Origin of the sequence: Massilia niastensis DSM 21313 (genome assembly GCF_000382345.1) — a bacterium.
Classification (GTDB): Bacteria; Pseudomonadota; Gammaproteobacteria; order Burkholderiales; family Burkholderiaceae_D; genus Telluria; species Telluria niastensis.
Genome location: NZ_KB908123.1, coordinates 18,298 through 45,256 on the forward strand (window position 1 = coordinate 18,298; position 26,959 = coordinate 45,256).

Consider the following 26,959-nt stretch of genomic DNA (forward strand, 5'->3'; position numbering starts at 1 on the left):
GAGCGAGCATGAAGAGCCTGTTGAAAGATCCGACCCTGTGGCGCGAGGCGGCCCTGATCGGCGGCCGCTGGATCGCGGAGACCCCGCACGGACGCTACGCCCTGCGCAATCCGGCCAACGGCGAGCTGCTGGCCGAACTGCCGCGCTGCAAGGAAGCAGAAACCGACCTGGCGATCACCGTGGCCGACAGCGCCTTCCGCAGCTGGCGCAACACCACCGCGAAGCACCGTTCGGAAGTGCTGCAGCGCTGGTACCAGCTGACCGTCGACAACCGCGACGACCTGGCCACCCTGATCACCCTGGAAGAAGGCAAGCCGCTGGCCGAGGCCCGCGGCGAGATCGACTACGCGGCCTCGTTCCTGCAATGGTTCGCCGAGGAAGCCAAGCGGGTGCGCGGCGACGTGATCGCGGCGCCGAAGGACAGCCAGCGCATCGTGGTGCTGAAGCAGCCGATCGGCGTGTGCGCGGCGATCACGCCCTGGAACTTCCCGGCGGCGATGATCACCCGCAAGGCCGGCCCGGCGCTGGCGGCGGGCTGCTCGATGGTGGTCAAGCCGGCCAGCCAGACGCCGCTGACGGCGCTGGCGCTGGCCGAGCTGGCGCTGCGCGCCGGGGTGCCGGCCGGCGTCTTCAACGTCCTCACCGGCAACGACACGCGCGCCATCGGCGGCGCCCTGACCGCGCACCACCTGGTGCGCAAGCTGACCTTCACCGGTTCCACGGAAGTCGGGCGCGTGCTGCTGGCGCAGTCGGCGGCGACCGTCAAGAAGTGCTCGATGGAGCTGGGCGGGAATGCGCCCTTCGTGATCTTCGACGATGCCGATCTCGATGCCGCGGTCGAGGGCGTGGTGGCGTCCAAGTTCCGGAATACCGGCCAGGCCTGCATCAGCGCCAACCGGGTGCTGGTGCAGGACGGGATCTACGACCGCTTCGCGGAAAAGCTGGCCGTGCGCGTGGCCGGGCTCAAGGTCGGCAACGGGCTGGAAGCCGGGGTGCAGCAGGGGCCCCTGATCGACGAGGCGGCGGTCGCCAAGGTCGAGTCGCATATCGGCGACGCCGTCGCCCATGGCGCCCGCGTGCTGTGCGGCGGCAAGCGGCACGCGCTGGGCGGCTGCTTCTTCGAACCCACCGTGCTGACCGAAGTGACGGGCGCGATGGCGGTGACGCGCGAGGAAACCTTCGGTCCCCTGGCGCCGCTGCTGCGCTTCTTCGAGGATGCCGAGGCGGTGGCGATGGCCAACGACACCGAGTTCGGCCTGGCGGCCTATATGTTCAGCCGCGATGCGGCGCGCATCTGGCGCGTGGCGGAGGGGCTGGAGGCGGGCATGGTCGGCATCAATTGCGGCCTGATCTCGAACGAGGTGGCGCCCTTCGGCGGCGTCAAGCAGAGCGGTCTCGGTCGCGAAGGCTCGCAGTACGGCATCGAGGAATTCCTCGAGATGAAGTACCTGTGCTGGGACGGCATCGCGCCGCAGTAAGACGGCAGCACCGGACGCGCCCTGCAGAAGGCGCGCCGGCGCTGGCAGGCATTCCAACAATCACCAAGGAGACTAGCCGTGAAATCACTCACCCCGCGCGTGCTGGCGCTGGCCGCGGCCATCGCAGCGATACCGCAGGCATGGGCCCAGGAAGAGCCGGAAGCCGGCGAGGGCGTCAGGTTCAGCTGGACCAATACCCTGCGCTACGGCGCCGCCTTCCGCGCCGAAAAGCCCGAACCGGCGCTGCTGGCCAATCCCAACACCGACGACGGCAACCGCAATTTCAGCCGGGGCCTGGTGTCGAACCGCATCGAGCTGCTGAGCGAACTCGATGCCGTGCTGGCGTCCGGATTCGGCGCCCGCGTCAGCGCGCTGGGCTGGTACGACCCGGTCTACCGCCGCCATAACGACAACCCCGGCTTTGCCGGCGGCGCGGCGCCGAACCACGCTTCGACATCGTTCGATGCATTCCCCGAGCGCACCCGCGACCTGCATGGCCGGCGCGGCGAGCTGCGCGACGCCTTCGTCTTCGGGAAGGTCGACCTCGGCAAGGTGCCGTTGACGGTGCGCCTGGGCCAGCACGCCGTGGTCTGGGGCGAGAGCCTGTTCTTCGCGAATAACGCCATCGCCGGCGGCCAGAACGCCTTCGACATCGGACGCCTGCTGGCCGACCCGACGGCCCAGGCCAAGGAATTCGTGCTGCCGGTGCCGCAGCTGTCGGCGCAGGCCCAGCTCAGCGCCACGCTGACCCTCGGCGCCTATTACCAGTTCCGCTACCGCTCGAACCGTTTCCCCGCGGTCGGCAGCTACTTCTCGATCAACGACACCAACGTCGACGGCGCCGAGCGGCTGCTGCTTGGCCCCACTGCCTTCGCCGTGCGCGACCCCGACCTGCTGCCGCGCGACGGCGGCCAGTTCGGCCTGCAGCTGCGCTGGCGCGTGGCCGAGACCGACCTGGGCCTGTACGCGATCCGCTTCCATGACAAGGATTTCCAGCAGGTGATGCGTCTTGGCGCGACGCCGGTTGGCGTCCTGCCGACCAGCTACTACCTGGCCTACAACGAGGACACCAGCGCCTACGGCGCCAGCGCCAGCTTCAGCATCGGCGAGGTCAACCTGGCGCTGGAAGCCTCGCTGCGCACCAACCAGGCGCTGGCCTCGACCCACGCGGCCGATGCCTCGGCGCTTGCACCGGGCTTCATCGCCCCAAGCGACAACAACGACAATCCGGCCTATGCGCGCGGCAGGACCGCCCATGTGAACGCCTCGATGATCTGGGCGCTCTCGCCCTCGCTGCTCTGGCGCGAGGCGAACTTCATCGGCGAGCTGGCGTGGAACCGCCTGCTGGGCTGCCGCCAGCACTGCGGCGCGGGGGGCGCGCCGTCGCCGCTGGATCCGAACGCCTCGCGCGACGCCTGGGCGCTGCGCGCCGTGTTCGAACCGACCTACCGCCAGGTGGTGTCGGGCCTGGACCTGGGCGTCCCGGTCGGCATCGGCTGGACGCCGAAGGGTTCGCGCCCGGTGCTCGGCCCGGCCTTCCCGGCCGAGAACGGCGGCGACCTCACGCTCGGCCTGAACGGCGTCTACAACCAGGTGTGGCGCTTCAGCCTCGCCTACACCCACTTCTACGGCAAGGCCGCGCCGATGCTGGACGCCACCCAGTCGTTCAGCTACCAGCAGGCGCGCAAGGACAGGGATTTCGTGGCGTTCAACCTGCGCCGCAGCTTCTGACCCAACCAACAAGGAGACAAGACATGAGCAAGCATATCGGAAGCATCCTGGCGGGCGCGCTGCTGGCGGCGGCGCTGCCGGCCGGCGCCGCGACGGCCGACGAGGCGGCGAAGCTGAAGGGCGAACTGACGCCGCTGGGCGGCGAGCGGGCAGGGAACAGGGATGGCAGCATCCCGGCCTGGAACGGCGGCTTCACGACGCCGATCGCGGGCGACAAGGCGGGCGGACGGCGCGGCGATCCGTTCAAGGACGAGAAGCCGGTCCTGACGATCACCGCGAAGAACGCCGAGCAGTACGCCGAGCGCCTGACCGACGGCACCCGGGCGCTGCTGAAGAAGTACCCGGACAGCTTCCGCGTCGATGTCTACAAGACCCACCGCACCGCGGCGGCGCCGCAGTGGGTGTACCAGAACACGCTGCAGAACGCCACCCGCGGCAGGATCGAGGACGGCGTGCCGCGCGGGGTGTATGGCGGAATTCCCTTCCCGGTACCGAAGACCGGCGAGGAGGTGATGTGGAACCACATGCTGCACTGGCGCGGCACGTCCTGGAAATTCGCCAACACCTGGTACCAGCTGACCGCCGACGGCCGCCCGGTGCAGGTGTCCGACACCGAAGGCGCCCAGCAATTCCCCTACTATTACCAGGACCGCACGCTGGAAGACTTCCAGAAGGGCGACGGGGTGTTCTGGACGGTCCGCATCCGCAACATCGGGCCGGCGATCCGGGCCGGCGAAGCCCTGCTGGCGCACGAGAACCTGGATCCGGACAAGCTGCAGACCTGGGTCTACCTGACCGGCCAGCGGCGCGTGCGCAAGCTGCCGAACGCCTGCTGCGACGCGCCGACCCCGGCCGCCGCCGGGGTGATGAGCTTCGACGAGATCTATACCTGGACCGGCCGCCTGGACCGCTTCAACTGGAAGATCCTCGGCAAGAAGGAAATGTACATCCCGTACAACAACAACCGCTTCATGCAGGCGCGCACCGACGCCGAAGTGCTGGGCAAGAACCACTACAACCCTGACCACATGCGCTGGGAACTGCACCGGGTCTGGGTGGTCGAGGCGAGCCTGCGTCCGGGACAGCGCCACCAGGCCCCGCGCAGCCGCTACTACTGCGACGAGGATACCTGGATCTGCGTGCTGGGCGACCGCTGGGACGCCAGCGGCCAGCTGTGGAAGACCTTGTGGTCGCAGGTCTTCGTGGCGCCCGACATGCCGGGCCTGGTGATCGGCTCGAACGGCTTCAACGACCTGCTCAGCGGCGCCGCCTTCGTGGGCCAGCTGTACAACGCCAAGCCGAGCCAGGTGGCCCTGCAGAAGCGCCTGCCGGACAGCCACTTCAGTCCCGAGGCGATCGCGGGCGAGAGCCTGCGTTGACGGGAGCGACGGCGATGATGAAGCATGTATTTGCCGGCGCCATGCTGGCCGGCCTGTCGCTCGCACTCCATGCGGCGACGGTCTTTCCCGCGCTGTCGCGGCCCGCGCTTGCCGTGCGGGCTCCGCACACCCAGGTATTGCTGGCGGCGGCGCAGGCGGGCCAGCGCATCGTCGCCGCCGGCGAGCGCGGCATCGTCGTGCTGTCGGACGACGGCGGCGCCAGCTGGCGCCAGGCCAGGCAGGTGCCGGTCAGCACCACCCTGACGGCGCTGAGCTTCGCCGGCGCCGGCCTTGGCTGGGCGGTCGGCCATGGCGGCGTGATCCTGCATACCCGCGACGGCGGCGACACCTGGACCCGCCAGACCGACGGCGCCGGGCTGGCCCAGGGCGCACTGCACGCGGCCGACCAAGCCCTGCAAGCCGATCCGGGCGACCCGGCGGCGCAGCGCGCGCTGCGCGACGCGCAGATGCTGGCGGCGGACGGGCCGGACAAGCCGCTGCTCGACGTGCACTTCCGCGACGCCCGCAACGGCTGGGCCGTCGGGGCCTACAACCTGTTCGTCGAGACCAGCGACGGCGGCGCCAGCTGGCGCAGCGTCGCCGCGCGCCTCGACAATCCCAGGGCGCTGCACCTGTACACGATCCGCAGCGTCGGCCAGGCCGTGTTCATCGCGGGCGAGGGCGGCCAGCTGCATCGTTCGCTGGACGGCGGGCGCAGCTTCCAGGCGCTGCCGAGTCCCTACAAGGGCAGCTGGTTCGCGCTGGGAATCCGCGGCGACGGCGTGCTGGTGGCGGCTGGCCTGCGCGGCAACGCCTGGCAGTCGCGCGACCGCGGCGCGACCTGGGAGCGCCTCGCGGGCGCGCCGCCGGTGTCCTTCGTCAGCGCGGCGCCGCTCCAGGACGGCGCGCTGCTGCTGGCCAACCAGGCGGGCCAGCTGTTCGCCAGCCGTTCCGGCGCGGCGCTGGCGGCGCTGCCGGCGCCGCGGCTCCCGCCCCTGTCGGCGGTCATGGCGCTGCCTGACCACACATTGCTGGCCCTCGGCGCGGGTGGCGCGCAGCGCCTGCCCAAGGGTCCCCGGAAGGAGGCAACACGATGAAACCATCCGATTCGAGCGAACCGGTGGTCGCGGACCTGGCGGCGTTCGACCGCTCCTCCGGTTCGGCCATCGAGCGCGCGCTGTTCAACCACCGCGGCCTGGTGGTCCTGCTGTGCATGCTGGTCACCCTGGCGCTGGGCTGGCAGGCGACCCGCCTGCAGCTCACGGCCAGCTTCGAAAAGACGATCCCGGCCTCGCATCCCTACATCGTCAATTACCTGGCCCACCAGAACGAGCTGCAGGGGCTGGGCAATGCGGTGCGGATCGCGGTGGCGAACCCGAAGGGTTCCATCTACGAGGCCGGCTACCTGCAGACCCTGCGCGACCTGAACGACGAGCTGTTCCTGCTGCCGGGCGTGGCGCGCGGCGGCATGAAGAGCCTGTGGACCCCCGGCACGCGCTGGACCGGGGTCACCGAGGACGGCCTGGAAGGCGGGCCGGTGATCCCGGACGGCTACGACGGTTCTGCCGCCAGCCTGCAGCGGCTCCAGGAAAACGTGGCCCGCTCGGGCGAGATCGGGCAGCTGGTGGCGCGCGACGCCCGCTCCACCGTGGTCTATGTGCCGCTGCTGGCGCGCGACCAGCACGGCGCGGCGCTCGACTACGCGGCCTTCGCGCACAAGCTGGAACGGCTGCGCGCGAAATACGAGGTGCAGGGCGTCACCCTCCACATCACCGGCTTCGCCAAGCTGGTCGGGGACCTGATCGACGGCGTGCGTTCCGTGCTGCTGTTCTTCGCCCTGGCCGTGCTGATCGCGGGCGCCGCGGTGTACTGGTACACCCGCTGCGTGCGCTCGGTGCTGCTGGTGGTGGCCAGCTCGCTGGTGGCGGTCGTGTGGCAGCTCGGCCTGCTGCCGCTGCTGGGCTATTCGCTCGATCCGTATTCGATCCTGGTGCCTTTCCTGGTGTTCGCGATCGGCATGAGCCATGGCGCGCAAAAGATGAACGGCATCATGCAGGACATCGGACGCGGCACCCATCGCCTGGTGGCGGCGCGCTACACCTTCCGGCGCCTGTTCCTGGCCGGCCTGACCGCGCTGCTGGCCGACGCCGTCGGTTTCGCCGTGCTGCTGGTGATCGACATCCAGGCGATCCGCGAACTGGCGATCGCCGCCTCGCTGGGCGTCGCGGTGCTGATCTTCACGAACCTGATCCTGCTGCCCATCCTGCTGTCGTACACCGGCGTCAGCCCGAGGGCGGCGGCGCGCAGCCTGCGCGCCGAGGCGAGCGGGCGCAGGCACGCGCTGTGGGCCTTCCTCGACCGCTTCACCGGACGGCGCTGGGCGACGGCGGCGGTCGTCGCCGGCGCGCTGCTGCTGGCCGGCGGCTTCGCCGCCAGCACCCGGCTGTCGATCGGCGACCTCGATCCCGGCGCGCCGGAACTGCGCGCCGACAGCCGCTACAACCGCGACGCCGCCTTCCTGAACGCGGCCTATGGCGCCTCCAGCGACGTGCTGGCCGTGATGGTGACCACGCCCGACGGCGCCTGTACCCAGGTCGCCACGGTGCTCAAGGTGGACGAGCTGGAATGGCGGCTGCGCCAGCTCGACGGGGTCGAGTCGAGCAATACCGTGGCCCTGCTGAACCGCCGGGTCCTGACCGGCCTGAACGAAGGCAATCCGAAGTGGTACGAGATGCTGCCGAGCCAGGACATGGTCAACTCGATCGTCTCGAACGCCCCGCGCGGACTGTACAACGATTCCTGCAGCCTGCTGACCCTGTACGTCTACCTGCGCGACCACAAGGCCCAGACCCTGGCGCGCGTGGTCGGCGAGGTCGAGCGCTTCGCGGCCGCCAACGACACGGAACAGGTGAAATTCCGGCTCGCCGCCGGCTCGGCCGGCATCGAGGCCGCCACCAACATCGTGGTCAAGGAGGCCTGGAACCGGATGCTGTGGCTGGTCTACGGCGCGGTGGTGGTGCTGGCCTTCATCACCTTCCGTTCCTGGCGCGCGGTGGTGGTGGCGGTGCTGCCGCTGGTGGTCACCTCGTTCCTGGCCGAGGCCCTGATGGTGGCGCTGGGCATGGGCGTCAAGGTGGCGACCCTGCCGGTGATCGCGCTGGGCGTCGGGATCGGCGTCGACTATGCGCTGTACATCCTGTCCGTGATGCTGGCGGCGCTGCGCCAGGGCGCCAGCCTGTCGGAAGCCTATTACCGGGCGCTGCTCTTCACCGGCAAGGTCGTGATGCTGACCGGCGTGACCCTGGCCGCGGGCGTCGTCACCTGGGTCTTCAGCCCGATCAAGTTTCAGGCCGACATGGGGATCCTGCTGGCCTTCATGTTCCTCTGGAATATGCTCGGCGCCCTGATCCTGCTGCCGGCGCTGGCCCACTTCCTGCTCCGCCCCAGGGCCGCCGCGCCGGCGGCGCAGACCACCCCGCACGCGGCGCCGGCCGACCTGCAAGCTGCCATCAACCTTCATCCACATTCATGAACACTCTGCCATCATTGAGCTACAAGGTATCGGGCCTGGCCCGCGCCCCCTGGCTGACCTTCATTCCGGGCATCGGCAACGACGCCAGCTTCTGGGACGCCCAGGCGGCGGCGCTGGGCGAACGCTTCCGGATCCTGCAATTCGATCCCTGGGGCCATGCCGCCAGCCCGGCGCCGCCGCCCGGGTGCCGCTTCGAGGACGTGGTCCGGGGAGTGGTCCAGTTATGGGACGCGCTCGGGATCGGGCGCTCCGCCGTGGCGGGACTCGGCTTCGGCGGCTCGGTGGCGCTCGCGCTCGGCCTCGGGCATCCGGACCGGGTCGAACAGGTCGTGGCCTGCTGCTGCCGGCCGCGCCAGCCCGACGACCGGCGCGATTTCTGGCGTGCGCGCCGCGCCGCCGCCGGGCTGGGCATGGCGCCCCTGGTCGAGGCGACGGTGGACCGCTGGCTCGGCGCCGACTTCCGCGCCGCCCACCCGGAAGTCGATGCGCGCCTGCGCGCCATGATGCGGCGCACGACGCTCGCCGGCTACCAGGCGGCCCTCGACGCCTTCATCGACATGGATTTCGAGGACGCGCTGGAGAAGATCGAGGTGCCGGTGCTGCTGGTCGCGGCCGAGCATGACCACGGCGGCGGCCCGGTGCAGGCCATGCGCGCGATGGCGCAGCGCATTCCCGGCGCCCGGCTGGCGATCGTCCCGGACAGCGGCCATATCTGCAACCACGAGGCCCCCGAGGCCCTGAACGCGATCCTCGCCGGCTTCCTCGGCGAGCCCGCCCTGGCGCGCTAGCGCCCTAGCAAAAGGAAAAACAAGATGGAGACATGCATTGACAAGGCGCTGGTGGTCGGCGGGGGATTCTCCGGCATGGCCGCCGCCATCGAGCTGCGCAAGCGCGGGATCGCGGTCGACCTGGTCGAGATCGATCCGCACTGGCGCAACTATGGCGCAGGCATCAGCATCGGCGGCCCGACCTTGCGCGCACTGCGCACGCTCGGCGTCCTCGAGCGCTTCGTGGCCGAGGGCCACGCCTGCGACGGCATCGACATCTTCGCGCCGGACGGCCGCCTGATCGCGCAGATGCCGACCCCGCGCATCGCCGGCGACGAGGTTCCCGGCAGCGGAGCGATCATGCGCCCGGTACTGGCGCGCATCCTGGCGGACGCCACCCGGGCCTCGGGCGCCACGGTGCGGCTGGGCTGCAGCGTCGCTTCGCTGCGCCAGGACGAGGCCGGGGTGGATGTCGTCTTCACCGATGGACAGGCGGGGCGCTACGACCTGCTGGTCGGCGCCGACGGGCTGTATTCCGCCATGCGCCGGATGCTGCTGCCGGACGCGCCGGCGCCGCGCTACAGCGGCCAGGGAGTCTGGCGCGCGGTGCTGCCGAGGCCGCCCCAGGTGGTGCGCACCATGTTGTGGAACGGTCCCGGCCTGAAGGTCGGGCTGAACCCGGTGTCGCAGGACGAGATGTACCTGTTCATCAACGAGCACCGCGAGCACAGCGACTACGTCGCGCCGGAGACCTTCCTGGCCCGGCTCAAGGCCCTGCTGGCGCCGTTTCCCGATCCGCTGCTGCGGGAAGCGGGCGCGCAGCTCGATGAGCGTTCGCTGGTCGTGTTCCGTCCGCTGGAAGGCTTGCTGGTGCCGCAGCCGTGGTATCGTGGCCGCGCCGTCCTGATCGGCGACACCGTGCACGCGACCACGCCGCACCTGGCCTCGGGCGCCTGCATCGGCATCGAGGATGCGATCGTGCTGGCCGAGTCGCTGGAGACGGCGCGGGACGCCGGCGCCGCGCTCGCGGCCTTCCAGCAGCGGCGCTGGGAACGCTGCCGCATGGTGGTCGAGAATTCCTGGCGCCTTGGCGAGATCGAGATCCGCCGGGGCGACCTGGATGAACATGCGCGCATCATGCAGGCCTCGTTTGCGGCCCTGCTGGAACCGGTTTGAACATGGAGGAGAACGTGCAGATACTTGAAGACCATACCGTCCTGGTGACGGGCGGAGGTTCCGGGCTGGGCCTGGGCGTGGCGCGCCATTGCCGCGCTGCCGGCGCACGGGTCGCGATCATGGAGCTGGCGCATGACAAGGTGGCGCGCCTGCGCGAGGAATTCGGCGACGCGGTCCTGGTCGTCCAGGGCGATGTCACCAGGCTGGCCGACCTGCAGGCCTGCCGCGATGCGGTCGTCGCACGCTACGGCCGGCTCGACGCGCTGATCGGCACCCAGGGCATCTTCGACGGCAATGTTCCGCTGCTGGAGACCGCGCCCGAGCGGCTGGACGCGCTGTTCGACGAGATCTTCCACGTCAACGTCAAGGGCTACGTGCTGTCGGCGCGGGTGTTCCACGAGCTGCTGCGCGCCAGCGGCGGCGCGATCGTGCTGACGACGTCGACGGCCGCCTATGCCGCGGACGGCGGCGGCGTGACCTATACCGCCAGCAAGGGTGCGATCCGCAGCCTGGTCGGCCAGCTGGCCTTCGAGTTCGCGCCGCACGTGCGCGTCAACGGCGTGGCGCCGGCCGGCATCGCCAACAGCCAGCTGCGCGGCCCGCGCACGCTCGGGCTCGAGGGACAGCAGCAGTCCGACATCCCGAAGGACGCCTTCCTCGGCATGTTCCGCTCGCTGAGCCTGATGCAGGAACTGCCGACGCCGGAGGAGCATGGGCCGCTGTATGCGTTCCTGGCCTCGCGCCACAACACCATCATGACCGGCCAGACCGTGGTCGCCGACCAGGGCCTGCTGAACCGCGCGGTCCTCACGCGCCAGGCCTGATGTCCGACACCGGCCCGCGCCGATGGCGCGCGGCCGGTTTCTCATTGTCGGTCAATCGTGCGCCGTCACGCCGCGCGTCATCCTGTAGAAGCAGGCTGCGGCGATCATCCCGAAGAGCACCACCCCGATCCCGAGTCCGCGATAGCCGACCGTGAGCACCAGGGTGCCGCCCAGCAGCGGACCGACGGTCGAACCGATCATCACCATGGCCGGCGTCGCCGCGACGGCGCGTCCGCTGGGATCGAGACGGGCCAGCAGCCCGAACAGGAAGGTGTGGACGAACAGCAGGGGCGTCGCGATCATGGCGACGCCGGCAGCGTAGGCCTGCACGCCCGGGACCTGGGTGATGACCAGGATGATCGCCGCATGCACGGCGATGCCGGCCAGGATCGCCAATTCGGCCCGCACTTTCCGTTCGAGCGCGGCGGCGATCGGCGTCGGGACCAGGTTGGCGAAGCCGATCGCCATCAGCACCGCGGCGACCATGGCCGCGGAGTAGCCGCGCTCGGCACCGATCCTTTCGACGAAGGGAAAGATCATCGACTGGGCCAGGCAGAACACGCCCATGCCGGCCATGCCGAACCAGATCCGTGGCGACAGGGGCGCGCGGGCGGCCTGCTGGTCCGCGGCCCGGAGCGGGAGCTGCGGGAAGGCGAGGGCGCACAGCAGGGCGGCGCCGGCCATGATGCCGGCAAAGACCAGGAACAGCGCATGGCCGCCGGAATCGGCGATGATCGCCTTGCCGCTGCCCAGCACCGCGATCGCGAAGCAGCCCAGGGTCAGGCCGGCGCAGGCGAATAGCCGGTGCGGCCGGGCGCTGCGTCCCATGGTGCCGTGCACCATCGTCAGGGCGCAGCCGGCGCCCAGGCCGCCGATGAAGTGCAGGGCGGCCATGACGGGATACTCGGCGCCGCCCAGGGCCAGGGCGAGGAAGGCCGCGCCGGCGACGCCGTAGCCCGCGACCGCAAGCAGGCGCGCGGGCAGGGCGCCGAAGCGCGGGGCCAGCACCAGGCTGCTGACCACTTCGCCCAGCAGGAACAGCGTGGCCAGCAGGCCCGCCTGCTGGGGATCGAGCTGGAAGAAGCCGACCAGGCAGGCGCCGACCCAGACCGGCAGGCCGACCAGGTCGAGCATGCCGGCGCAGTGGCCGACCATCAGCGCGGCCATGTTCGGGACCGACAGCCTGGGTGCGCTGGATGCGGAAGGATGCGGGGGAGCGTCGAGGGACGCGGATGGGGAATGCGGGGCGCCAAGCGGCGCCGCGGATGGATTTTTCATGGGAGGCTTTCGGCGATGCCGCGCGCTTGCCGGACCCGCCCGTGCCGGCGGCGCGCGTTGCCGCCGGCACTCCGGCAGGGGACTCAGGAGGTGATGCTGACGTTCTCGCCGCGCTTCAGGCGTTCCATGCGCGCGGCGATCTCGCCATCGACGTAATACAGCTCGGTATAGCAGCCGATGCTGGCGCGGGTGTCGAAGTAGGCCCAGCGGCAGTTGCCGAACGGTCCCTGGAACAGGCCCGCCATCGACTTCTCGATGCCCAGCTCCAGGTAGTGCGCCTCGGCCTGGCGGTATTCGGCCTCGCTGTCGAGACGAAAGCCGATGTGGTGGGGACCCGAACCCTTGGCCTCGAGCCAGTCGTTGTAGACGCTGTCGCCGCCGTCGTGGCGCGCCAGTTCGACCAGGGTCTCGCCGGCATAGCCGTAGGCGCAGCTGAACTGGAAGTCGCCGGGCTTGCCGCGGTATTCCTTCTCGGTCTGTTCCCGGGCCAGGCCCTCGGCCACGTTCCAGGCCTCGATGCCGTTGGTGCGGCGCCAGAAGTCGATGGCCGCGTCGAGGTCCCTGACGACGAAGCAGATCTGGTCGAATTTGCGGCCGAGGATGGTCTTGATGTCTTGCATGGTGTCTCCGTTGTTGTCGTTACAGGAACACGCCCAGGTTGGGTGTGCTCAGCACGGCTTCCGCCAGCAGCGCGTTGCGCTTCAGCAGGCGCAGGCCGCCGTCGGTGATGCGCAGCAGGTCCTGGCGCCGCACCGGGATCACGTCGCCGCGTTCGTCATGGCCGCGCTGGCGGTACAGCAGCAGCGCGCTCTCGACGGCGATCACGTCCTCGCGTTCGGTAGGGGCGACCAGCACGCTGCCGACCACGCGCAGGGTGCGCGAGGGCGGCGTCTCGGCCCAGCCGGCGCCGGAATCGACACGCTTGATGCGGACGTGGATGTGCTGCTTGTTGTCGCTGATGCGGTAGGAGCCGGCTTCGACTTCGTCGCCGAAGGCCAGGCGCGACTGGCGGATCGGCACGTAATACTCGAGCGCGTCGTCGAGCAGGGCGTACCAGTCCCAGAAGCGGCGCTCGTCCAGGAACTTCGCTTCCCGGGCCAGGAATTCCTGGGCCATGGCCATCAGTTCGAGTGTGGATGCGGGCGCGTTCATGCGGCACCTCCCTGGCTGGCTTCGCCGCGCATGTCCTTGACCCAGCGCCGCCAGAACAGCTCCTGCAGGTATTCGCCGTAGATCGACTTGTGGAACTTGCCGGGACCTTTCCAGTCGGGGTCCGGGCCGGTGCGCTTCTGCTGGTAATGCAGCATGACGCCGTCGCGCCGGTTCCACGGGCTGGCCGCGGCCTTGGCGATGCCTTCCCAGACCGCGGTGTCGTCCTGCTCGAAGATGCCGCCGGAGCCGAAGCCGAACTGCGCGGCGAGGTAGGCTTCCTGCGCCTGTTCCTCGGAGACGCAGGCGTATTCGAGCTGCCAGGTCCACAGTTCCATCACGCCCGGCGCCACCGGCTGCCACATGCGGATCATCGTGAACGGCACCGGACGCCCGCCCAGGGTGGCCGGCTGCGGGAAGCGCAGGTAGCTGAGATTGGGGAAGATGGTGCCGATGGTGGGCGGCGTATTCCTGATCATGTCGAGCTGGACCTCGTCGAGCTTCGACAGGTCGAACTGCTCGCGCACTTCCTTCGGGTAGGCCCACATCTCGAAGTCGGGACCCCACTGGGTGAGCTGGTGGCCGATGAAGCTGTGGCCGTTGTCGAACTCGTAGCCGCGCGCGATGGTGCTGACCTGGCGCACGTCGGGAATGAACTCGGTCAGGCCGGCGGACAGGTGGGCGGTGCTGACGTGGTAGGCGTCGCCGCAGAAGTTCTCGGCGCCGCTCTTCCAGTCGGCACGCACCTGGAAGCGCTCGGGCACGCCGAGCACGCGCATGCCCTGCGGATGCAGGCCGACGATCGCCTCCAGCGCCCAGGCGGCGTCGCCCAGGTAGTCGCGCAGGGTGCCGCCGTCGGTGGACAGCGAGGCGAAGATGAAGCCATGGAAGCTCTCGACCTTGGGCGCGCGGCGCAGGCCCCATTCCTTGCGGTCGAAGTTCTCGTAGGCGTCGTTGAAGTGCGGTGCCCCGGCGAACTCGCCTTTCAGGTTGTAGGTCCAGCCGTGGTAGGGGCACTTGAAATGGCGGGTATTGCCCTTGTCCTCGTGGCACAGTTCCGTGCCGCGGTGGCGGCAGTGGTTCAGCATGACGTTGATGCCGCCTTCGGCGTCGCGGGTGACGATCACGGAGTCGAGGCCGATCTTGCGCTGGACGAAGTCGCCGGCCTTGGGAATCTCGGTCTCGTGGCCGATGAAGACCCAGGCCTGGCCGAAGATGCGCACCATTTCGGCACGGAACACGGCGTCGTCGCAGAACACGTCCACCGGCAGCAGGCCTTCGTCCATGCCTGATTCGACCCGGTCGACCAGGGCCGCCAGGTCGTCCGTCTGTCCGCCCGATGAGATGGGAATGAACTTGTACATGGTGCTCGTCTCCTTGAGTGCCGCCTGTACCTGCAGGCGGCTTGATAAAAAAATGTCGGTTGATGCGATGTCAGTACGGATCGGAGCGGGGGGCGTTGCACGGGTTCCAGCGCCGGTGCTGGAACCGCTCCAGGGCTTGCGCGACGCTGGACGCGCCGGCGAGCTCGCGCGCCAGCAGCACGGCGTCCCCCATGCCGCGGCTGCCCCCGACGCCGTAGCGGCCGACCGTGCCATGGACGGCGTCGCCGGCCAGCAGCACCCGCCCGCTGTGCCATGGCGCGCCGAGCTCGATGCGTTCCAGCGCGCGGCAAGCGGCCTGCGAGCGGCCATCCAGCGCGGCCGCGATGGCGCGCACGGGAGCGGCCGGGAAGCGCGCCAGCAGGCCGCGCAGCATGGGCAAGACCTGTGCTGCCGGCACCGGGCCCGGGGCGCCGTCCTGGCGGAGCAGCAGGCAGGCCTCGTCCGCCGCGACCGGATGCAGCGCGAGCTCCAGGTCGCCGCCCTGCCAGATGGTGGCGCGCGCCAGGGCCGGCGGGCGAGGCAGGCGCGCATGCCACAGCGCCTGCCCGCTGAACGCCGGCTGCGGCGCGCCGCGCCAGGCCAGTTCGCGCAGCCGCGAATGCACGCCGTCGGCCCCGACCAGCAGGTCATAGCGGGCGCCATGCGTATCCGAGAATTCCACCTCGACGCCATCCGCATCCTGGCGCAGCGACCTGACGGTGGCGCCGAGGCGCACCTCGACGCCGGCCGCCAGGGTGGCGTCGGCCAGCAGGCGCGCCAGCGCCGGGCGCAGCATGAGGGCGCCGCGGGTGTCGCGGGCCATCCCTGCCGGGTCATGCGCGAGGAGGGCGCCCGAGGCCGACCTCAGGTCGATGCCGTCGGCCTCGCGGATGGCGGCCAGGCCGGCGCCGTCGATGCCCAGCGCCTCCATGGCCTGCAGCGCCGCGGCGTCGATCCGCACCGGCCCCGTGGCCGGGCGCCAGCCCGGATCGATCTCGACCAGGTCCACGCGCACGCCCAGCCTGCTCAGGCAGATGGCGGTGGCCATGCCCGACAGTCCGGCGCCGGCCACCAGCGCGTTCGCGAGCGGCGGCCGCTTCATGGCCGCCCCGCCGCGCCGGGATCGAGATCGGCCAGGACCTCGCCCGCGCTGCCGACATGCAGGGCGACCCGGGTCAGTGCCAGCCCCAGGCAGGGCCCGGCCAGGCCTTGTCCGGTCGCGATGTCGAACTGTCCGCCATGGGCGAAGCAGACGATGCGCGTGCCGTCCCGGTTCAGGTAGCCATGCCGGCGGTAGGGCAGCGGGGTGTCGCCTTCGTGCGGACAGCGGTCGAGCCAGCCGTGCAGCTCGCCGTCGAGCCGCACCAGGAACAGGGCGTCGCGCCCGCTCTGCTGCGGATCGAAGCCGCGCGCGCAGCGCTCCTGCAGCTCGTCCACGTGGCACAGGCGTACGGATCGCGTCATGGAATCCGCCGTCCTCAGGCGTGCTGCTGGCCGGCGGCTGGCGGCGGGCCGCCTACCGGCGCCCACTTCTCGCGGGCCTGGAACAGGAAGACCTGGGTGGAATCCGCCTTGGCCGGCAGCTCGCGCGGAATCCAGGTGTCGTCGTGCAGGTCCATGTCGGCGTCGTATTCGAAGCGGCAGCCCAGCGGGCTGTTGAAGTACCAGAACCAGTTCGAGCCCATCGTGTGCCGGCCCGGACCCCAGAAGCTCTGGTAGCCCCTGGCGGCAAAGCGGGTGCCGGCCATGAAGACCTCGTTCGGACCGCCGAGGTGGAAGGCGAGGTGCTCGATGCCCTGCATGTGCGGCGGGGTCTGGATCAGGAACAGCGTGTGATGCTCGAGGGTGCCGGCGGGCTGGAGGAAGGGGCCGGCGCCGACCAGGCGGTCGGTGCAGCGGAAGCCGAGCCGCTCGATATAGAAACGCTCGCCCTTCTCGGTATCCGGCACGAACAGGGCGATGTGCGACAGGGCGCGCGGCAGCGGGCGCGCTTCGGTATCCACGCCCAGCTGGTTCGGGGCGCGCTGCGGCGCCGCGCCGGCCGCGTTGATCGCTTCGGCCCCGAGTCCGATGCTGCGGCGCACCGCCACCTTGAAGCCCAGGCAAAAGCCCAGGTCGTCCTCGGCTTCGATCGAGCCGTCGGGAAGCCGGCGCACCTCGCGGTCCGTGAGCAGTTCGGCGGCGATGGCGTCGAGGGCGGCCGCGTCAGGCACGCCGTAGATCGTCTTGCGCAAGGCGTTGCCGCTCGCGAGAGGGCGGGGCAGCTGCGGATCGTCGCGCTGGGCGATCACGATGGCGGTGCCGTCCAGCGCTTCGAAGCGGCCGGCGCCGGCAGGCAGCAGGCCGTAGTCAAGCAGGTAGGTCGCGGTGGCGTCCACCTCATCGACGGCGAACACGAGCGTGTCCAGTCCAGTGATGTTCATTCTGTCTCCTTCATGTCCGGTTGTTCTTGTGCCGCCGGCCCTCGTCACCGGGCGGCTGGCCAGGTATTACTCTAGGTGAGCGCCTGCCGGCGAGCTAGAAGTCGGGAGCGAAAGCAGTTATCTATCCGGTAGATAGCCGGGCGGCCCATAGGCGGCGAGGAAGACGCCGACCGCGCGTTCCACGATGGCGGCGATGTCGGCCTCGGTGACCGGGCCGAGGGTATGGAACAGGTATTTTTCGGCCAGCTCCGCTTCCAGCAGGCCCCTCAGGTGGACGCTGGCGATGGCCGTATCGGCCGGGCGCAGCTTGCCCTGGGCGATGGCCTGCTGCAGGAAGCTGTCGAGCATGGCCAGGCAGCGTGCGGGCGCCATCTCGTAGCACTTCCGTCCCAGCCCGCCGCGGCCGCCTTCCGCGATCACGAGGCGGCGCGCCGCCTGCACGTCGGGCGAGTACAGCATCGCCAGGAAGCGTTGCCCGAACCGTTCCAGCGCCACGCGCAGGTCCGGCTCGCCGCTGTCCAGCGCCGCCTCGGTCGCCGCCAGCTGGACCTCGGCCGCGCGGTAGACGACGTCGAAGAACAGCTCCTCCTTGCTGGCGAAGTAGTTATAGATGGTGGCCTTCGAGCCGCCGCCGCGCTGGCTCACTTCATCCATCGAGGCGCGTTCGAAGCCCGTCTCGCGAAATACCTCGGCTGCGACATCGAGGATCTTCTGACGCCGGGATGCTGTCTTTGCTTTCATCGTTGTACCTAAACTGAACCGTATAGTTTAGTTTAGCGGGCGGGCTGCCGATGTCAATACCCATGTCAGTGCTTACTGATAGGATGTCTGACAACCATCCCGGCCGGCGACACACGATACTGTCGTGCCGATGCCACTTCGAGCGCATGGCCGGAGGCGGCGCATGAAAAGAGTGATTGCCCTCCTCGTACAAGTTGATATACTAATGTCAGTCATCAGACGACTGACCACGCTAAGCAAGCACTACCATTATCAGGAGACAGAAAATGAAGACCAGAAAGTTGCTGTTGGGAGTAGTCATGGGGATGTCGGTCGCGTTCGGCGCGCAGGCAGCCTATCCGGAACGCCCGATCACCGTTGTCGTGCCGTTCCCGGCGGGCGGCTCGACGGACGCGATTGCGCGCGCAATCGGACCGAAGATCAGCGCCAAGTTCGGCCAGCCCTGGGTCGTCGATAACCGCCCGGGCGCCACCGGTGCGATCGGCGCCGCGATGGTCAAGCGCTCGGCGCCGGACGGCTACACGGTCCTGGCCGCGTCGATCGGTGTCTACGCGATGAACCAGTGGCTGCAGAAAAAGCTGCCCTACGATCCAGCCAAGGACTTCGACCTGCTGACGGTGGCGGTGCGCGCGCCGAACGTCCTGGTCGCGAATCCGTCGGTGCCGGCGAATACCGTGTCGGAGATCGTCGCGTACCTGAAAAAGAATCCGGGCAAGATGACCTTCGCATCGTCCGGCAACGGCAGTTCCGACCACCTGACGGCCGAACTGTTCTGGCAAAAGACCGGCACCAGCGGCCTGCACGTGCCCTACAAGGGCGGCGCGCCGGCGATCACCGACCTGCTGGGCGGCCAGGTCGAAGTCTCCTTCGTCAACATCAACACTGCGCTGCCTTACCTCAAGACCGGCAAGCTGAAGGCGCTGGCGGTGACCGGCGAGCATCGCGCGGCGATCCTGCCGAAGGTGCCGACCCTGACCGAAGCAGGCGTGCAGGGCGTCGACATCTATTCGTGGCAGGCCTTCGCGGCGCCGAAAGGGCTGCCGAAGGACGTCAAGGCCAAGCTCCACGGTGCGATCGTCTCGGCCCTGAACGAACCGGACATCAAGAACAAGCTGGTGGAGCAGGGCTTCGAGGTCGTGGCGAATACGCCGGAAGAGTTCGAGAAATTCCAGCTGATGGAACAGGCCCGCTGGAAGAACGTGATCGAGGTCGGCAAGATCACCGCCGACTGATCGTTCCCGGCGCCGCCGTCCATCCGCCTCGCGGCGCGGCGGACGGCGCACCGATCGCATGGACATCGACCATCGCCAGGATTGCCAGGCCGGGCTCCCGTTCGCGGAGTCCGGCCTGTTTTTTTGCGGCGCCGGACCCTTGCGCGACCGGCTGCGCGAGGACGCTCCGGTTGCCGAGCTTCGTCGCGGGGCCTATGATGGAGGAAATCCCCGGTGCGCGCCCTCCGGTCCAGGCGCCAACAGACGTTCCATGAAGAGCAGGAGACCGTGACCCGCAACGCTGATCCGCACAACCCGCCGCCGCGCCCCGCCGCCGCGGCCGACAAGGCCTCGCTGTCGGCGCTGGCGCCGCTCGCCAATCCCGCCTACCGCAAGCTGTGGGTCATCTGGCTGACCGCGAACATCTGCATGTGGATGAACGACGTCGCCGCCGCCTGGATGATGACCTCCCTGCAGACTTCGCCGTTGTGGGTGGCGCTGGTCCAGACCGCGTCGACCCTGCCGATGTTCCTGCTTGGCCTGCCGAGCGGCGCGATGGCCGACATCCTGGACCGCCGCCGCTACTTCATCGTCACGCAGTGCTGGGTCGCCGCCGTGGCGCTGCTGCTGTGCCTTGCGGTGCTGTCCGGCGTCCTCACGCCGGCCTTGCTGCTGGTGCTGACGGCGGCCAACGGCATCGGCCTGGCGATGCGCTTTCCCGTCTTCGCGGCCCTGGTGCCCGAGCTGGTCCCGCGCGCCCAGCTGCCGGTCGCGATCGCGCTGAACGGGGTGGCGATGAATTCCTCGCGCATCGCCGGTCCCCTGATCGCGGGTGCGCTGATCGCCAGCGTCGGCAATGTCTGGGTGTTCGTGCTGAACGCGCTGCTGTCGATCTGGTCGGCGGTGCTGCTGGTGCGCTGGCGCCGCGAGCATGTCCAGAGCGAGCTCGGTCGCGAGCGGCTGCGCAGCGCGATCCGGGTCGGCATCCAGTTCGTGCGCCAATCCGAGCGCGTCAAGCTGACCCTGGTGCGCACCGTGGTCTTCTACTTCCATTCGATCTCGATCCTGGCGCTGCTGCCGCTGGTGGCGCGCGGCTACGGTGGCGGCGCGGCGCACATCTTCACGCTGCTCCTGGCCAGCATGGGCGCGGGCTCGCTGATCGGCGCGCTGATCCTGCCGCGCCTGCGGGTGCGCCTGAGCCTCACCAATGAATGGCTGGTGCTGTCCGGCGCACTGCTGCTGGGGGCGTCGATCGCGGCGGTCGCCGCCGGCTCCTCGCTCTGGCTGGCCGTTCCCGCCATGTTCCTGGCCGGGATGGGGTGGCTCATCGCGGCCAATGCGCTGACGGTGTCGGTGCAGCTGGCGCTGCCGGACTGGGTGCGGGCGCGCGGCATGTCGATCTTCCAGATGGCGATGATGGGCGCCAGCGCCGTGGGCGCCGTGGCATGGGGCCAGCTGGCCACCAGCACCAGCGTCCAGGCCAGCCTGCTGGCGGCCGGCGCCAGCACGGCGGTGGCGACGCTGGTCGCCCACTGGCTGGGCGGCGAGCGCAGCATCGAGGAGGATTTCACGCCCTCGAAGGAATTGCAGGCCCCGGTCGCCGCGGCGCCGGTGCGGCCGGGAAGGCTGCAGATAAGCATCGAGTTCCGGATCGATCCGGAGCGCAGCGAGGAGTTTCGCGCAGTGATGCAGGAGAGCCGGCGCAGCCGCCTGAGGCAGGGCGCCCTGCGCTGGGAGCTGATGCACGACGCCACCGATCCGGGGCGCTTCATCGAATGCATCGTCGATGAATCCTGGACCGAGCACCTGCGCCGCTTCGACCGCGTCAGCCGCGCCGACGTCGCGCTGCGCGACCGCAAGCGCGCCTTCCACATCGGCCCCGAGCTGCCGCAGGTGACGCGCTACTTCATCGATCCCGACTAAAGCGGCGGCTCATTCCTGGACGATGCGCTCGGCCAGCAGTGCCGGATCGACGCTGTTCACGCCGCCGCTCAGGCGGAGCAGGTTGAAGAAGGCAGAATGCGGCATCGGCACGCCCGGGGCGGGCGCCGCCGGCGCTGCCGCGAGCGCCGCGACGAAGCGCGCGAGGTGGCCGAACACGGGCGATGAAGGTGGTGCGGCAATGGTGGTGGTCGACATAAGTATCCTGATAGCAATAAATCCAGGCTGAAGTATGCCGCCGGTGGGTCATCAAATCCAATGATGAGTTCTCATATCGATCATGCGCAAAGCGCATAAGTGTTCAGACGTCTGACGAGATGTCCCTTTCCGACACGGCGGCCCCAGATTCTTCGTTCTTCTGGTTGCATTCGTGATTACACCGCCATATACTCATACCATGTTGTACGACGACTGATAACTAACAGGAGACTCACTTATGTCCAGCACGAATTCCCAGGCAGTCCGCCAGAGCGCGCCCATCGTTACCGACATGCGCGTTGTGCCGGTCGCGGGCCGCGACGGCATGCTGCTCAACCTGAGCGGCGCGCACGGGCCATATTTCACCCGTAATATCGTGATCCTGACGGATAACGCGGGCAATACCGGCGTCGGCGAGGTGCCGGGAGGCGAGCCGATCCGGCAGACCCTGGAAGACGCGCGCCAGCTGATCGTCGGCCAGTCGATCGGCAATTACCAGGGCATCCTGAACAAGGTGCGCTCGACCTTCGCCGATCGCGACGTCGGCGGGCGTGGTCTGCAGACCTTCGATCTGCGCATCGCCGTCCACGCCGTCACCGCGATCGAATCCGCGCTGCTCGACCTGCTCGGCAAGTTCCTCGGCGTGCCGGTCTGCGCACTGCTGGGCGAAGGCCAGCAGCGCGACAAGGTCGAGATGCTGGGCTACCTGTTCTACGTGGGCGACCGCCTCGCCACCGACCTGGAATACGCGAGCGAGCCTGACCAGCAGGATGACTGGCTGCGTGTTCGCCACGAAAAGGCGGTGACGCCGGAAGGGGTGGTGCGCCTGGCTGAAGCCGCGTACAAGCGCTACGGCTTCAAGGACTTCAAGCTGAAGGGCGGCGTATTCCGCGGCGACGAGGAGATCGAGGCCGTGACCGCGCTGGCCGAGCGTTTCCCGGATGCGCGCGTGACCCTGGATCCGAACGGCGCCTGGTCGCTCAAGGAAGCGATCCGCCTGTGCCGCGGCAAGGGCCACATCCTGGCCTACGCGGAAGACCCGTGCGGCGCCGAGGAGGGCTACTCGGGACGCGAAGTCATGGCCGAGTTCCGCCGCGCCACCGGCCTGCCGACCGCGACCAACATGATCGCCACCGACTGGCGCCAGATGGGCCATGCGATCCAGCTGCAATCGGTCGACATCCCGCTGGCGGACCCGCACTTCTGGACCATGCAGGGTTCGGTCCGGGTGGCGCAGATGTGCCACGACTGGGGCCTGACCTGGGGTTCGCACTCGAACAACCACTTCGACATCTCGCTCGCCATGTTCACCCAGGTCGGCGCCGCCGCACCGGGCAAGATCACGGCGCTCGACACCCACTGGATCTGGCAGGACGGCCAACGCCTGACCAGGGAGCCGCTGCAGATCAAGGAAGGCATGATCGAGGTGCCTGCCAAGCCGGGTCTCGGCGTCGAGATCGACATGGACGCCCTCGAGGCCGCGCACCAGCTCTACCTGAGCAAGGGCCTGGGCGTGCGCGACGACTCCGTGGCGATGCAGTTCTTCTACCCGGGCTGGAAGTTCGACAACAAGCGTCCGAGCTTCGTACGCTGACCGTCGACGCCCAGGCTGTCCCGATGGGATGGCCCGGTGCGGGGCAATAAAGAACACCACCGGATGCGTCCGGTGGTTTTTTTTGCGCTGTCGCCGGAGCGAATCGGCTCGTCCGAATCACGACGATCGAGCGCACGACGCAACAGGCAGGGGAGGGTGGTGCAGCATTCCGAAGCGGCGCTTGCGTGCCGGTGCGCAGCCTGGCAACGAAGCTCCGGAAGCACAAAAACGTCGTTCCCGCGCAGGCGGGAACGACGTCTTGAAGATGCGGGGCCGTCGCTGGCGCTTGATCAGCCGCGCCGCGACAGCCGCCCGGTCAGAAGGTGTGGCGAACGCCCAGGTTGAAGGCGCGGTCGCCCGAACCGGTTTCCGTATTGTTGGCCACGGTGTAGCCTGCGCCGTTCTCGTTGTCGATGGCGCCGTAGACTCCGTACAGGCTGGTGCGCTTGGACAGCGAATACAGGTAGCCCAGGCCGACCGAGCGCGCATCCTGGTTGCGGAAGGTCTTGTCGTCCTTGCGCATCAGGGTGACCACGACGTTACCCGGGCCGGCCGGCACCACGGCGCCCAGCAGGATTTCGTTGCCATCAAGGGAGGCGGTCGGTGCGACGCCGCCGAACGGGTTGTTGTTATTGCCGAGAGGCGCGCTGCCGAAGCCCTTGTCGACGCTGAACGCCAGGTAGGCCTTCAGCACCTTGAAGTCGTAGTTGGCGGCCAGCAGCTTGTTGCTGCCGTTGCCGCGCGTGACAGGGGGCACGCCCGGCGCCGCGGCGACGTCGGAATTCTTGTGGTTGTACGCGAGGCGCACATTCAGCGGTCCGGCCACGTAGCCCAGCGAAGCGCCCATCTGGCGGCCCGATTTGCTGCTGCCGGCCTGCTCGCCGGCGCTGTAGGCCACGTCCGCGGTGAATCCGCTCATGACCGGCGTCGTGTAGATCACCGTATTGCTGGTGCGGACGTTGGTGCCGAAATCCGGGAACAGGTTCTTCGAGCCGCCGGCGTAGCCGGTGCTGAACGGATCGCCGACCTGGGCCAGGGCCTGGTGCCACGGCGTGTACTGGCGGCCGAGGGACAGCGAGCCGGCCTTGCCCTTGATGCCGACGAAGGCCTGGCGGTTGAAGATGGTGCCGGCCGCGTCGACTTCACCGGTATCGAGACGGTTGCCATTCTCGAGCGTGAAGTAGACCGAGGTGCCGCCGCCCAGGTCTTCGGTGCCGCGGAAACCGATGCGGGAGGCCGAGCCGACGCCGCTGGTGATCTTGTTCACGCTGCCGGCCACGCCGCCGCTTTCATGCACGAAGCCCGCATCGACGATGCCGTAGATGCTGACGTTGGTCTGGGCCTGAACTGCCCCGGTACCGGCGGCCAGGACGGCTGCGGCGATGATCGTTTTTTTCATTATGTCTCCTGGAGGCAGGCCGTGAGGCCTGCTGTTGGTATGTCCCGCTGGGGGCCTTGCTGCTTTAGGGGACCTCGAAAAACCTGCTGCGCGTTGCACTGTTGGCCTGCGATGCTCGCTGTACTCCCGTACAGCTGCGCTTCTCGGCCAACATTGCTGCCGCTCGCTACGGTTTTTCGAGGCCCCTTTACTGCTGGATTAGTGTTGCGCCAGGCTGCCGTCGCGGACGCGCCACAGCGCGAGCGGATTGTCGTCCTGGAGTTCAGGCGCTAGGAGATAGGAAGGCAGGTCCTGGTAGCTGACCGGGCGCAGGAAGCGGTCGATCGCGCCGGCGCCGACCGAGGTGCTGCGGCTGTCCGAGGTGGCCGGGAACGGGCCGCCATGGACCATCGCGTGCGAGACTTCGACGCCGGTCGGGAAACCGTTGGCGAGCACGCGGCCGGCCTTGCGTTCGAGGACCGGCAACAGGTCCAGCGCAGCGGCGCGGTCCGCTTCGGTCAGGAACAGGGTCGCGGTCAGCTGGCCGTCGAGATGCTCGGCGATCTGGCGGAACTCGGCCAGGTCGCGGCAGCGGATCAGCAGCGACGCGGCGCCGAAGATCTCGTCCTCGAGGGCCGGATTGGCGAGGAAGGTGGCGGCGTCGGTGGCGAACAGGGCGGGCTGGCCGGCGCATGCCGTGGTGCCGCACTCGCCGCGGGCCAGCAGCTGCACGCCTGCTTCCTTGCCGAGTTTCTCGACACCCTGGTTGAAGGCCTTGTGGATGCCCGGCGTCAGCATGGTCGCGCCGACCTTGCCCTGCAATGCGGTGCTTGCGGCGCCGATGAAGGTGTCGAGGTCTTCGCCTTCGAGCGCGATCACCAGGCCCGGGTTGGTGCAGAACTGGCCGGAACCGAGCGTCAGCGAATCGACGAAGCCGGCGCCGATGCCCGCGGCGCGCTGCGCCAGGGCGCCCGGCAGCAGGAAGATCGGGTTGATGCTGCTCATTTCGGCATACACCGGGATCGGCTCCGGACGGCGCGCGGCGGCCTGCACCAGCGCCACGCCGCCCTGGCGCGAACCGGTGAAGCCGACGGCCTTGACCGCCGGGTGCGTGACCAGGGCCTGGCCGATGCTGCGTCCATCGCCGTGCAGCATCGAGAACACGCCTTCGGGCAGGCCGCAGGAAGCCACCGCCGCCTGGATCGCCTTGCCCACCAGTTCGGAGGTGCCGGGATGGGCGCCATGGGCCTTGACGATGACCGGGCAGCCGGCTGCCAGCGCCGACGCGGTGTCGCCGCCGGCGACCGAGAAGGCGAGCGGGAAGTTGCTGGCGCCGAAGACGACAACCGGACCGAGGCCGATCTTGCGCAGGCGCAGGTCAGGGCGCGGCGGGGCGCGTTCCGGCAGGGCCGCATCGAGCGCCGTGCCGAGCCAGCGGCCGTCGCGCACCACTTTTGCGAACAGGCGCAGCTGGTTGACCGTGCGTCCGCGCTCGCCTTCGAGGCGCGCTTGCGGCAGGCCGGATTCCTGCATCGCACGCTCGATCAGGGCCGGGCCCAGACCGAGGATGTTTTCCGCGATCTGCTCGAGGAACTGGGCGCGCTGCTCCAGCGGGACGGCGCGGTAGGTGTCGAAGGCCTGCTCGGCCAGTTCGCAGACGCGCTCGACGTCGTCGAGGGTGGCGCTGCCGAAGGCGGGTTCGATCTCGCGTCCGGTCGAGGGATCGACTGCGCGGAATTGTCCGGATGCCCCGGCCTGGACCGTAGCCCCGATCAGCAAATGGCCATTGAGTGTAGTTGTCATATCACTAAATCATACAGATGAGAGCGGTGACGCGCCAGCAAATGCAAGGCGCGTCGGGGAAATTGCGGTTACTACTTAGTACACATTTACAACATATTTACAGCGCATTTACTGCGGGCCGAGCTTCTTGATCAGGGCGTTCAGCTGTTCGCATTCCTGCGGGTTCAGGTCGATCAGCGGGGTGCGCACCGGGCCTGCGGTGTGGCCGACCAGGGTGGCGCCGGCCTTGACGATGCTGACGGCGTAGCCGGCCTTCTTGTTGCGGATGTCCAGGTAAGGCAGGAAGAAGGTGTCGATCAGGCGTTCCTGGGTCGCCACGTCGTCAAGGCGGATCGCTTCGTAGAACTCGATCGCGGTCTTGGGGATGAAGTTGAACACGGCCGAGGAGTAGACCGGCACGCCCAGCGCCTTGTAGGCGGCGGCATACACTTCCGCGGTCGGCAGGCCGCCCAGGTAGGTCAGGCGGTCGCCCAGCTTGCGGCGGATGGTGACCATGGTTTCGATGTCGCCGACGCCATCCTTGAAGCCGATCAGGTTGGGGCAGCGGTCGGCCAGTTCGAGCAGCGCCTCGGCGGTGAGCTTGCAGACGTTGCGGTTGTAGACCACGACGCCGAAGCTGACCGAATTGCAGACGGCGGCGATGTGCTCGACCAGGCCGTCGGTGCTCGCCTCGGTCAGGTAGTGCGGCATCAGGAGGATGCCGTGGGCGCCGAGGCGCTCGGCTTCCTTGGCATAGCGAATCGCGGTGCGGGTCGGGCCGCCGGCGCCGGCCAGGATCGGCACCTTGCCGCGGCAGGTTTCCACGGCGACCTTCACGACCTGGGTATAGTCTTCCGGGGTCAGCGAGAAGAACTCGCCCGTGCCGCCGGCGACGAACAGCGCCGAGGCGCCGTACGGGGCCAGCCATTCGAGGCGGTCGGCGTAGGCGGTCGGGACGAAGTCGCCCTGGGCGTCGAAGTCGGTGACCGGGAAGGACAGCAGGCCGGAGGAAA

23 protein-coding genes are annotated in these 26,959 nt (G+C 69.0%); 11 read left to right on the forward strand and 12 right to left on the reverse strand.

All coding sequences use genetic code 11. From position 1 onward, the window contains the following. Positions 1-8 precede the first annotated feature (8 nt). The 8 genes from H162_RS0122645 (at position 9) to H162_RS0122680 (ending at position 10,887) form a co-directional block, all read left to right on the forward strand. Entirely contained in the window at positions 9-1,478 is a 1,470-nt protein-coding gene (locus tag H162_RS0122645; protein WP_020655776.1) for an NAD-dependent succinate-semialdehyde dehydrogenase, read from the forward strand. A 78-nt stretch (positions 1,479-1,556) separates the two neighbouring features. Further along, entirely contained in the window at positions 1,557-3,209 is a 1,653-nt protein-coding gene (locus H162_RS0122650; protein ID WP_026354961.1) for a DUF1302 domain-containing protein, read from the forward strand. 23 nt (positions 3,210-3,232) lie between these two features. Next, the gene (locus H162_RS0122655) at positions 3,233-4,588 is read left to right on the forward strand and encodes a DUF1329 domain-containing protein (protein ID WP_020655778.1); all 1,356 of its coding nucleotides are present in this window, start codon (positions 3,233-3,235) and stop codon (positions 4,586-4,588) included. Positions 4,589-4,602: 14 nt separating this feature from the next. Further along, on the forward strand, positions 4,603-5,685 hold the full coding sequence (locus tag H162_RS0122660) for a WD40/YVTN/BNR-like repeat-containing protein (RefSeq protein ID WP_020655779.1): 1,083 nt from the start codon (positions 4,603-4,605) through the stop codon (positions 5,683-5,685). Continuing rightward, positions 5,682-8,120 carry an efflux RND transporter permease subunit gene (locus H162_RS31640; protein WP_020655780.1) on the forward strand — a complete coding sequence of 813 codons (2,439 nt, stop codon included), beginning with the start codon at positions 5,682-5,684 and terminating at the stop codon, positions 8,118-8,120. The genes H162_RS0122660 and H162_RS31640 overlap by 4 nt, the downstream gene beginning before the upstream one ends. Further along, a complete protein-coding gene (locus H162_RS0122670; RefSeq protein ID WP_026354962.1) occupies positions 8,117-8,908 on the forward strand; it encodes an alpha/beta fold hydrolase in 792 nt (263 codons plus the stop codon). Before H162_RS31640 ends, H162_RS0122670 begins: the two co-directional genes overlap by 4 nt. 24 nt (positions 8,909-8,932) lie before the next feature. Then, positions 8,933-10,063 carry an FAD-dependent oxidoreductase gene (locus H162_RS0122675; RefSeq protein WP_020655782.1) on the forward strand — a complete coding sequence of 377 codons (1,131 nt, stop codon included), beginning with the start codon at positions 8,933-8,935 and terminating at the stop codon, positions 10,061-10,063. 14 nt (positions 10,064-10,077) lie between these two features. After that, on the forward strand, positions 10,078-10,887 hold the full coding sequence (locus H162_RS0122680; RefSeq protein ID WP_026354963.1) for an SDR family oxidoreductase: 810 nt from the start codon (positions 10,078-10,080) through the stop codon (positions 10,885-10,887). Positions 10,888-10,938: 51 nt separating this feature from the next. Here the strand turns inward: H162_RS0122680 and H162_RS0122685 are convergent, their stop codons facing one another. The 8 genes from H162_RS0122685 to H162_RS0122720 form a co-directional block, all read right to left on the reverse strand. Then, positions 10,939-12,165, reverse strand: coding sequence for an MFS transporter (locus H162_RS0122685; protein ID WP_051109978.1), 1,227 nt, complete (start codon positions 12,163-12,165; stop codon positions 10,939-10,941). Positions 12,166-12,248: 83 nt separating this feature from the next. Next, entirely contained in the window at positions 12,249-12,785 is a 537-nt protein-coding gene (locus H162_RS0122690; protein WP_020655785.1) for a VOC family protein, read from the reverse strand. A gap of 19 nt (positions 12,786-12,804) precedes the next feature. Then, a complete protein-coding gene (locus H162_RS0122695) occupies positions 12,805-13,317 on the reverse strand; it encodes an aromatic-ring-hydroxylating dioxygenase subunit beta (protein ID WP_020655786.1) in 513 nt (170 codons plus the stop codon). Then, positions 13,314-14,678, reverse strand: coding sequence for an aromatic ring-hydroxylating oxygenase subunit alpha (locus tag H162_RS0122700; protein ID WP_020655787.1), 1,365 nt, complete (start codon positions 14,676-14,678; stop codon positions 13,314-13,316). Before H162_RS0122700 ends, H162_RS0122695 begins: the two co-directional genes overlap by 4 nt. Before the next feature lie 70 nt (positions 14,679-14,748). Next, positions 14,749-15,780, reverse strand: coding sequence for an FAD-dependent monooxygenase (locus tag H162_RS31645; RefSeq protein ID WP_020655788.1), 1,032 nt, complete (start codon positions 15,778-15,780; stop codon positions 14,749-14,751). Beyond that, positions 15,777-16,142: a Rieske (2Fe-2S) protein gene (locus tag H162_RS0122710; RefSeq protein WP_040787969.1), complete on the reverse strand. Its 366-nt coding sequence runs from the start codon at positions 16,140-16,142 to the stop codon at positions 15,777-15,779. The genes H162_RS31645 and H162_RS0122710 overlap by 4 nt, the downstream gene beginning before the upstream one ends. Before the next feature lie 14 nt (positions 16,143-16,156). Beyond that, entirely contained in the window at positions 16,157-17,101 is a 945-nt protein-coding gene (locus H162_RS0122715; RefSeq protein WP_020655790.1) for a VOC family protein, read from the reverse strand. Between the two features lie 117 nt (positions 17,102-17,218). Beyond that, entirely contained in the window at positions 17,219-17,842 is a 624-nt protein-coding gene (locus H162_RS0122720) for a TetR/AcrR family transcriptional regulator (RefSeq protein ID WP_026354964.1), read from the reverse strand. A gap of 266 nt (positions 17,843-18,108) precedes the next feature. Here H162_RS0122720 and H162_RS0122725 point away from each other — a divergent pair, with 266 nt between their 5' ends. Then, positions 18,109-19,074 (forward strand): Bug family tripartite tricarboxylate transporter substrate binding protein, encoded by a 966-nt coding sequence (locus H162_RS0122725; protein WP_026354965.1) that lies wholly within the window; start codon positions 18,109-18,111, stop codon positions 19,072-19,074. 267 nt (positions 19,075-19,341) lie between these two features. After that, a complete protein-coding gene (locus H162_RS0122730) occupies positions 19,342-20,976 on the forward strand; it encodes an MFS transporter (RefSeq protein WP_051109981.1) in 1,635 nt (544 codons plus the stop codon). A gap of 9 nt (positions 20,977-20,985) precedes the next feature. Here H162_RS0122730 and H162_RS0122735 read toward each other — a convergent pair whose 3' ends face one another. Next, positions 20,986-21,192 (reverse strand): hypothetical protein, encoded by a 207-nt coding sequence (locus tag H162_RS0122735; RefSeq protein ID WP_020655794.1) that lies wholly within the window; start codon positions 21,190-21,192, stop codon positions 20,986-20,988. A gap of 238 nt (positions 21,193-21,430) precedes the next feature. On the opposite strand from H162_RS0122735, the gene gudD reads away from it, so the two are divergent. Then, positions 21,431-22,786, forward strand: a complete 1,356-nt coding sequence (gudD, locus tag H162_RS0122740) for a glucarate dehydratase (protein WP_020655795.1) — start codon at positions 21,431-21,433, stop codon at positions 22,784-22,786. A 316-nt stretch (positions 22,787-23,102) separates the two neighbouring features. Here gudD and H162_RS0122745 read toward each other — a convergent pair whose 3' ends face one another. The 3 genes from H162_RS0122745 to kdgD form a co-directional block, all read right to left on the reverse strand. After that, positions 23,103-24,185, reverse strand: coding sequence for a porin (locus tag H162_RS0122745; protein ID WP_020655796.1), 1,083 nt, complete (start codon positions 24,183-24,185; stop codon positions 23,103-23,105). A gap of 198 nt (positions 24,186-24,383) precedes the next feature. Beyond that, on the reverse strand, positions 24,384-25,967 hold the full coding sequence (locus H162_RS0122750; protein WP_040787972.1) for an aldehyde dehydrogenase (NADP(+)): 1,584 nt from the start codon (positions 25,965-25,967) through the stop codon (positions 24,384-24,386). Between the two features lie 108 nt (positions 25,968-26,075). Continuing rightward, positions 26,076-26,959: 5-dehydro-4-deoxyglucarate dehydratase (kdgD, locus tag H162_RS0122755; protein ID WP_020655798.1), on the reverse strand; the 884-nt coding region annotated here is incomplete at its 5' end.